The organism is Lactiplantibacillus sp. B652 (assembly GCF_023806745.1).
GTDB classification, from domain to species: Bacteria; Bacillota; Bacilli; order Lactobacillales; family Lactobacillaceae; genus Lactiplantibacillus; species Lactiplantibacillus pentosus.
This window is the reverse complement of sequence record NZ_JAMSKY010000032.1, coordinates 1-7466: the sequence shown is the minus strand read 5'-3', so window position 1 is coordinate 7466 and position 7466 is coordinate 1. Positions and strand designations below refer to the sequence as shown.

Below are 7466 nucleotides of genomic sequence, written 5' to 3'. Positions count from 1 at the left end.
TAGATAAAAATTTTTCTTGACGTTTTTTATATATAATGAGTAAAGTGTTTAGATAGAGTGAAATCAGGCCATAACTTAACAGTTGTGGCCTCTTTTTTGATGCTGTATAATTAAAGGGTTAGAACCGTGTCATTACTTAATGACATAAGTAAGGAGAGAAAAAGATGAAATATGGCTATGCGCGGGTCAGTACCACTGATCAAAAATTAGCAAATCAAATTGAGTTACTAAGATTGGCAGGAGCAGAAAAAATCTTTCAGGAAAAGTTTACCGGCACAACTACTGCACGACCGGAGTTTCAAAAACTGTTGCGCGTTCTAAAAACAGGCGATACTTTGATTGTCACTAAGTTGGATCGGTTTGCGCGGAACACGCGCGAGGCGTTAGCCATTATCCAAGAGTTGTTTAAAGAAAATGTCAAAGTTAATATTTTGAATATGGGCTTAATTGATAATACGCCGACTGGCCAATTAGTCTTTACAATATTTAGTGCTTTTGCGCAGTTTGAACGCGATATGATTGTCACGCGCACGCAAGAAGGTAAATTGTATGCCAAGCAACATGATCCGTCATTTCGGGAAGGACGACCGAAAACGTATTTTGATGAACAGATCAGATTTGCTTATGAGTTGCGAAAACAAGGCATGACTTATAAGATGATTGAACGAAAGACGGGGATTAGTAAACGCACGCAGCAGCGTCGGTTTAAGTTAATTGAAAAAGATAGCTTCTAAATTTATTTAAGATGGCTTAAATTAGCCTAAACATGAATACTTAAATAATCGCTTACTAAAAAGATTACTGCTTGGTTTAAGTAGTCTTGAGAAATATTCATTTTGAAATTGGAGGCATTAAATTATACTAGCTTTCTATATAATATTAGTTGTGATAGGGTTCGATATGAACTACAAGAGGCCCGCTCAATTGTTAGTTGAGCAGGCCCTTTGTGGGTATTTTGATAAAGAGTTAGTCACTCTATGCTAATTATAAGTCTTAGTTTCCAAATAGAAACATATTTATCAAAATAATACAGTTTATACGATGGATGTTAGTCTCTACAATGTGTTTCATAGCAGTTGATAGTTACGGTTAAAAACCGTATGCAACAATTAATAAGAAATGCAAATTTTACTAGTCTTCATTATAAAATTCTCTTAGCTGTATAAAAGCCGGCGTATTATTAGAGTCTACAAACTCTAATAATACGCCGGCTTTTATACATTATCGGATAACTAATACCGAAATTGGTGAATATTTAGCCATGTAAGCTGCTTGACTACCAAAGTGACGTCGAATGCCCCGCTTGGCTTCAGAGCCAATGATTAAAACATCTGGTTCTACGTGTGGAATAATATCTTTCACAATGACTTCACCAGGTTCACCTTCAGCTACTAAGGCTCGTACATTCTTGACACCAGCGGTTTGAGCTTCTTTTTGGTATTCTAAGATATGCTTTTCCAGCTCAGTTCGCTCGCCGTGAACGAAGTTTTTACTTAAAGCTTGATACACGTTCATGTCATCTTTTTCCAAGACAGAAACAATAACTAATTCTGCTTCATCTTGAATGGCTTGATTAATGGCATGCTTAAAAGCTAATTTAGCATCAGCAGAATCATCGACACCTACTAGGATTCTCTTAAAAGCTGTACTCATTATTTAGCCTCACTCTCAGTTTGATGAGCTGCCAGCTTAGCAGCGTAACGTTTATTGCCGCGATATAAATCATAAATGGTCCATGCCAATAAGGCTAAAATTCCAACAATCAAAATATTGGCAATAATTGAAGATAGGTTCTGTTCAGCTGTTGACGGATTATCTCCGAAGAAACCTAGAATTGAGTCCGGTAATCCTTTAAGGTTCAAAAGAGTTAGCGCAATAACTGAGAACCACCCTAAAACCTTGACCCATAGTGAGTTTTTAAAACGTTGGCCCATTTCTACCTCACTATTTGTCATCATTAGTAACGGCAACATGGAGAATGGAAGGGCAAATGCCAAGAATACTTGGGAGTTATTCATTAAATTATTTAAGGCAGTATGTTCAGCAATAGCACTTTTTCCGCTGGTAAGGGCAACACAGATCAAAACAGGAATAACTGAAATTACCCGGGTTACTAGACGACGTAACCAGAGCGGCATACGCATGTGTACAAAGCCTTCCATGATTACTTGCCCTGTTAGAGTACCCGTGATAGTGGAGTTTTGCCCAGAAGCTAATAATGCCACTGCAAATAGGATCGATAAGGCCCCAGATTTAGCAACTGCAATCAAAACGCCGTTACTTAACATAGAACTATTAGATAGAGCTTGATACAATCCGAAGAATGAAGGATCCTTGACAGCTCCGGTCTTGAAAACAGCAACCCCCATGATTAATAACAATGAGTTAACAACAAAAGCAAAGGATAGTTGAATGTTTGAATCCCAAGCGGAAAACTTGACTGTTCGAGCAATATCCTCATCATCATCATGGTCAACTTTTCGTGTTTGTGATATGGCCGAATGCAAGTACAGGTTATGGGGCATAACGGTTGCTCCAATGATACCTAAAGCACCTGATAAGGGTGTCATACCAGCAACTGATTTAGAACCTGAAAAAGTATCGGCAGTAGGGACGAGGCCCTTAATTACGCCGCCCCAATCTGGATTTGATAAAGCCACTTGATAGACGAAAACTGCTAAGATCACAATAATTAAGCAAACAACAATAGCTTCGATTTTGCGGAAACCAATTTTAGTTAATAATAGCAAAACTAGAACATCAAAAACAGTTACGAAAACTGCAATAACCAAAGGAATATTGAACAGGAGATATAAGGCAATTGCGGCCCCGATAACTTCGGCAATATCCGTAGCCATAATGGCCAATTCGGTTAAAATCCATAGGACAACCCCTAATGACTTGCTAGTCCGGGCACGAATGGCTTGGGCCAAATCCATCTGACTCACGATACCAAGTTTAGCTGCCATGTATTGTAAAAGCATCGCAATCAAACTTGACATCAAGATGACAGACATTAGTAGGTACTGGAAATTTTGCCCACCGGTGATTGAAGTTGACCAATTACCGGGATCCATGTAGCCCACGGCGACCAATGCACCAGGCCCTGAATATGCAAATAAAGTTTTCCAAAAGCTCATATTTTTGGGAACTTCAATTGTGCCATTAATTTCTTCTAGCGAAGGACCGTTAGCATATTCTATTAACTTATGCTTTTTGACGCTCCCCTTTTCTTCCTTGCTCAACTAAATCTCCACCTTTCTACAAATAGGCTAACATTTAAGCCTTTGTTATTGTACAATAAAAGTCAGAATATTTAAACATTTTTTTAGGCACGCTTAAAATTATTCTGCTTGTGGGTGAATAAAATGAAATCAAGAACAAGTAATTATTTAAAGACTATATACGAGACTAGCTATACGCAAAGATGGACCTGTAACAAGCAACTTGCAACAATGTTAGGCGTGTTGCCTGGATCAGTTACTGAGGCAGTTAATCGATTAATTTCACAAAAATTAGTTGTTAAAAATAAAGGCCAGATTAAGTTAACGAAACGGGGCTATCAGCTAGTTGCAGATTTGATGTATCGTTACCGGCTATGCGAGATTTGGCTCGCGGATAATATTCAATTATCACTACCAGAGGTTCCTAGACAAGCATGGCTAATGTCAGCTATCGATAGTTCTGTAGTAATGGCCAAGTTAAATCAACAAATGGCTTATCCCAAAAAGAGCCCATTTGGAGGTGCTTTAAAGTTAGAATCTTTTTCCAAATATCAGCACCCAACTTTGCTATCCTTATTATCAATATCAGTCGGGAAAGAAGTTAAAATTATTAGTTTTTTAGAAACACCCGCTACAATTCATTATTTTCAGCATTCTGGCTTACATCTCGGGCAAGTATTGACCATTAATAGTAAGAATACAGTATTACCAAATATTTCAATAACTGATGTTAAGGATAATGAGTATCTGATTGATAATTCGATGGCTGTTTATATATATTGTGAGCTCTTAAGTTAAAAGCTTTTAAAGTTCTATAGTAGTCAAATCTTTATAAATAATGGTATTTATGAAGAACACTAAAATGAGAAATAGGAGATAATAATGATTAATCATCCTAAACAAAGGTCAAAATTGATTTATCAACATCAATGGAAACACCAACACACTATCAAGGCAGAACAATGTATGCTGAAGAACAAACAAAGACATACTTTTCGAGTCTTAAGGTAGATTGTAAAATTAATCCGAACGCTGTTCGGACAAAAAAGATCAGCTTCCTTTAAAATGGTGTTTACCACAAACCCATCTTTTAGGAGCTGATCTTTTGTCTAGTATAACCTATTCCGAACGAATTAAAATCGAAACCTTTTGTGAACTAGGGCTGTCCAATATCCAAATGGGCGTTCGGCTGAACCGATCACCGTCAACAATTTCTTATGAATTATCTCGATGTCAACCTTATCAGGCTGAATTAGCACAAACAGATGCCGAATACAAGCGATCACGATGTGGTCGGAAAACTAAGTTGAGCGATGAGTTAAAGCAAAAAATTCTCAACCATTTACGTCTAAGCTGGTCACCAGGAATGATTGCTCACGAATTTAAACTAGCTACTAAATCTATTTATAATTGGCTAAATCAGGGGAGAATTGGTTTCTCCTTGAATGATCTACCTGAACATGGCGTACGCCAACGGCGTAACGTTGACCAACGATCCAAATATAATCAATCTTTGGGGCGATCAATTGAACAGCGTCCCATGATGATTAATCAACGTAAGCGCATCGGCGATTTTGAACTAGATACAGTCGTTGGTCCTCGTGGGCATAGTAAGGCAGTTTTATTAACTTTAATCGATCGCAAATCACGGTTCCTTTGGGCATACCGGTTAAAAGATCGGACGACAGCGACTGTTAATGAAGCACTAACTAAGTTCCTAACCACTTTTAATGGTCCGGTGCACAGCTTTACTGTGGACCGTGGCACTGAGTTTAGTGGGCTAGTATCACTTGAATCACAATATGGTATTAAGACCTATTACTGCCATGCTTATACTCCAGCTGAACGTGGTAGTAATGAACGCTTTAATCGGAATTTACGTCATTTTTATCCTAAAGGGACTCGTTTTGAGCACATTAGTGCTCAAGATTTAACGACGATGTTACTCCAAATTAACCAGCGACCGCTTAAAATACTCGACTGGCAAACACCGTATCAGGTTATGCTGACAAATTTGTCCAAAAATTCGGATTAAATTTGCAATCTACCATTAATCAACAAATCGCTCACTTAAAGGATGGTGCTTATGAAACTTTCAGTTCTTGGACCCGCCGGCACGTTTACCGATGCAGCCGCAAAAGCCTATTTAAAAACCCAGCCTGGTACAACAGTTACGCTTGACTATCACCCCACTTTTGATCAGGTCTATCAAGCTGTTTCAGGAGACAACCTTGGTCTGTTAACCCTGGAAAATCAGCTTGATGGTTATGTGTCCGCAACCTTACAACGTTTACAAACTGCCGACGTCACGGAAATCGGTGAAGTCACTATCCCAGTTAACTTCGGGTTAGTGGCAAACGTTGCCAACTTAAATCAAATTAAGCGAATCTATGTTCAATTTAAAACTGAAGGGCAGTGCCAAAATCTACTTTCTCAATTACCTAGTGTGCAAATCATGACGACATCATCAAATATGATTTCATTGGAAAAATTTCAAACGGGCGAGATTGGCGACGCTGCGATCATTCCACAATCAGAAATGTCAGGTTTACAGTTTCCGTTAATGAAGAATCATGTTGCTGATCAAGATGATAATAACACCCGATTCATCATTTTTAAAAACCAACCAGCCAATTTGAATGAATTATCCAAACAACCCCTTGATACAAATCACTTTAAGGCCCCACTCTTCGTTACACCTTCCTTTAACGACCAACCGGGAACGCTATATAAGATATTAGGTTACTTTGCTAAGGCTAAGCTAAACTTAATTACCCTAATGTCTCTTCCAACCAAAACTGAGCTTGGTGTTTACTCGTTTTACATTGAAGTTTCCGGAACGCGCGATCAACAGGAGGAAATATTCGCAACGCTCAAAGAACTTGCTTCAACCTATCACGTTCACCTACTCGGTTTTTACGCTGTTTGAGATTCAATTTCTGCCCGTTGCTTTTCAGCAGCTCGCCTTTTAGCTTCATTTTGTCGGTGATATTCTGCTAAATGAACCGCTTGGGTAACAAACAAGTGAGTCGCAGCTTCATAATGATATTTACGACCCAGGTTCGCGATGTAGCCATTAATATAATCAACTTCAGTTGGGCGATCCTTAATCATATCCTGATACATGGAAGGGTAATGAAGCGGCATATCAATTCGGGTATTATGATCCAAAGCTGCCATCTCTTCATCTCGGGTTGAAACCAAATGAATGCCGGCACGGGCACAAATGTCATAAGCTTCATTAATTAATTGACGACCCATTTGATAAGCCCCTTTGAAATTACCAAATTCACCCATCGGAATTTCAAACATTGTACAAATCGTATTGATAACAGAGTTAAAAATAACTTTTGTCATCAAAGTTCCAGTAAAGTCATTAGTTAAAGTTGGATTCATTTGAGCCTTCTTTAACTCATTGAATAGCTGATAGCACATGTCATCCGGCTTTTCATTCAACGGGCACATGTTCATCATACCGGCACCGCGTTTGCCCATAAAATCAACTTCACCGGGACCTGGTAGAACCGTGGCAATTAAAGCAGTGCCACCAATGATTTTGTCATCGGCAAAGTACTTCTGCAGTTTTTCAATGTGGCCCATCCCATTCATACAGGTAAAGGCATACTGACGATCATTAAAGAAGTGCTTGCAGCGTTTCAGGTAATCTTCCAACTGCATTTGCTTTGTGAAGAAAATCAGCATATCCGGATCATCATCATAAGTTTCAGGAGTTTCCAATTTAATCTTTGTCAGGTGGCGATCTTTATGATCCCGCATAACGTAGACGCCGCCCTGCTCACGGATTTTATCGATATGTGGTTGCCAAGTATCAATAAACGTGACATCATTGCCGGCCTCCTGCAGTAAAATTCCGTAACGTAACCCCATTGCACCTGCACCAATCATTGCGAACTTCATAAAAATCACTCTCCATTTTCTAATATATTTTTGACTAAAAAAAGCGCCCTTGATCTTTTTATAAGATCAAGGGCGCTTATGCGTGGTACCACCTTTATTCACGATCTGCTCACACAAATCGTCTCTTCGCGTACAGTCTAAAGACGACGATACGCTAGCACTTTAAGGGGTGCCCACCGTAAATACTCATTTCTTCGCATTTACTGCTTAGAACCTGTCTAATATCTAAAAAATCTGATATAGTTTTATTAAAAAGTGAGTTTTAGCCATGAAAAACTATCCAAGCAATATTACCCGCAAACAATTTGAACAGATTCGACCAGA

The 7466-nt window shown here is 38.7% G+C and carries 7 protein-coding genes; 4 read left to right on the top strand and 3 right to left on the bottom strand.

Annotation, left to right across the window (positions count from 1 at the left end; translation table 11 throughout):
• The first annotated feature begins 164 nt into the window (after positions 1-164).
• Positions 165-734 (top strand): recombinase family protein, encoded by a 570-nt coding sequence (locus MZO40_RS16485; protein WP_120247160.1) that lies wholly within the window; start codon positions 165-167, stop codon positions 732-734.
• 487 nt (positions 735-1221) lie between these two features.
• Here the strand turns inward: MZO40_RS16485 and MZO40_RS16480 are convergent, their stop codons facing one another.
• Both MZO40_RS16480 and MZO40_RS16475 read right to left on the bottom strand, forming a co-directional pair.
• A complete protein-coding gene (locus MZO40_RS16480) occupies positions 1222-1653 on the bottom strand; it encodes a universal stress protein (protein WP_046783615.1) in 432 nt (143 codons plus the stop codon).
• Positions 1653-3245 carry an Nramp family divalent metal transporter gene (locus MZO40_RS16475; RefSeq protein ID WP_120247161.1) on the bottom strand — a complete coding sequence of 531 codons (1593 nt, stop codon included), beginning with the start codon at positions 3243-3245 and terminating at the stop codon, positions 1653-1655. Before MZO40_RS16475 ends, MZO40_RS16480 begins: the two co-directional genes overlap by 1 nt.
• A gap of 123 nt (positions 3246-3368) precedes the next feature.
• On the opposite strand from MZO40_RS16475, the gene MZO40_RS16470 reads away from it, so the two are divergent.
• The 3 genes from MZO40_RS16470 (at position 3369) to MZO40_RS16460 (ending at position 6153) form a co-directional block, all read left to right on the top strand.
• A complete protein-coding gene (locus tag MZO40_RS16470) occupies positions 3369-4022 on the top strand; it encodes a metal-dependent transcriptional regulator (protein WP_252133451.1) in 654 nt (217 codons plus the stop codon).
• A 307-nt stretch (positions 4023-4329) separates the two neighbouring features.
• On the top strand, positions 4330-5259 hold the full coding sequence (locus MZO40_RS16465; RefSeq protein ID WP_252133450.1) for an IS30-like element ISLpl1 family transposase: 930 nt from the start codon (positions 4330-4332) through the stop codon (positions 5257-5259).
• Between the two features lie 51 nt (positions 5260-5310).
• The gene (locus MZO40_RS16460; protein WP_252133449.1) at positions 5311-6153 is read left to right on the top strand and encodes a prephenate dehydratase domain-containing protein; all 843 of its coding nucleotides are present in this window, start codon (positions 5311-5313) and stop codon (positions 6151-6153) included.
• On the opposite strand, the gene MZO40_RS16455 is transcribed toward MZO40_RS16460, so the two are convergent.
• Positions 6141-7142 carry a ketopantoate reductase family protein gene (locus MZO40_RS16455; RefSeq protein ID WP_252133448.1) on the bottom strand — a complete coding sequence of 334 codons (1002 nt, stop codon included), beginning with the start codon at positions 7140-7142 and terminating at the stop codon, positions 6141-6143. The genes MZO40_RS16460 and MZO40_RS16455 overlap by 13 nt on opposite strands.
• Between the last annotated feature and the right edge of the window lie 324 nt (positions 7143-7466).

What these genes read in the sequence shown, in the direction of transcription:
- MZO40_RS16485 (WP_120247160.1), top strand. Translation starts at nt 165, where the DNA reads ATGAAATATGGCTATGCGCGGGTCAGTACCACTGATCAAAAATTAGCA.
- MZO40_RS16480 (WP_046783615.1), bottom strand. Translation starts at nt 1,653, where the DNA reads ATGAGTACAGCTTTTAAGAGAATCCTAGTAGGTGTCGATGATTCTGCT.
- MZO40_RS16470 (WP_252133451.1), top strand. Translation starts at nt 3,369, where the DNA reads ATGAAATCAAGAACAAGTAATTATTTAAAGACTATATACGAGACTAGC.
- MZO40_RS16460 (WP_252133449.1), top strand. Translation starts at nt 5,311, where the DNA reads ATGAAACTTTCAGTTCTTGGACCCGCCGGCACGTTTACCGATGCAGCC.
- MZO40_RS16455 (WP_252133448.1), bottom strand. Translation starts at nt 7,142, where the DNA reads ATGAAGTTCGCAATGATTGGTGCAGGTGCAATGGGGTTACGTTACGGA.